Source organism: Mesorhizobium sp. WSM4850 (genome assembly GCF_055811735.1).
Genome location: NZ_JBVVPV010000165.1, coordinates 1 through 601, shown reverse-complemented (window position 1 = coordinate 601; position 601 = coordinate 1). Strand labels below are relative to the sequence as shown.

The 601-nt window shown below is 62.4% G+C and carries 1 protein-coding gene and 1 pseudogene; both read left to right on the top strand.

All coding sequences use genetic code 11. From position 1 onward, the window contains the following. Positions 1-117 (top strand): annotated as a pseudogene (locus AC0L2Z_RS35425) (efflux RND transporter periplasmic adaptor subunit); the annotation flags it as partial. Positions 118-119: 2 nt separating this feature from the next. After that, a partial coding sequence (locus tag AC0L2Z_RS35420; RefSeq protein WP_473630648.1) for an efflux RND transporter permease subunit occupies positions 120-601 on the top strand: 482 nt, incomplete at its 3' end.

Sequence of the window (601 nt, the reverse complement as noted above, 5' to 3'; positions counted from 1 at the left end):
CGCATCATCGTCGCCGGCCAGGAACTGGTGAAGGAAGGCGAAGTGGTCAAGCCGGTCGAGGCCGACCAGGCGACCATCCAGAAGCTCTTGGGCGAAGCGACGGCCGGGACGCAGTAATCATGGATATCGTCAAACTCGCAATCAGCAATGCCCGGCTGACCATTTCGGTCCTGGTGTTCCTCATCCTTGCCGGTGCGGTCGCCTATCAGTCGACACCGAAGGAAGCCGAACCCGACGTTGCGATTACGATGATGTATGTCGGCCTGGTCTATCAGGGCATCTCGCCCGAGGATTCGGAACGCCTCCTGCTGCGGCCGATGGAAGCCAAGCTGAAAAGTCTCAAAGGTCTCAAGGAGATGCGTTCGGCCGCCTTCCAGGGCGGCGGCTATGTGATGGTCCAATTCCAGCCGCAGACGGATCTGGCGACGGCGTTGCAGGACACGCGCAGCAATGTCCAGGATGGCAAGGCCGACCTGCCGCAGGCAGCCGAGGAGCCTGTGGTCTCCGAGGTCAACGTCTCCGAATTCCCCGTCCTTGTCGTGACGCTGTCGGGCGAGGTGCCCGAGCGCGTTCTGACGACGGCTGCGCGCGAGTTGCGCGA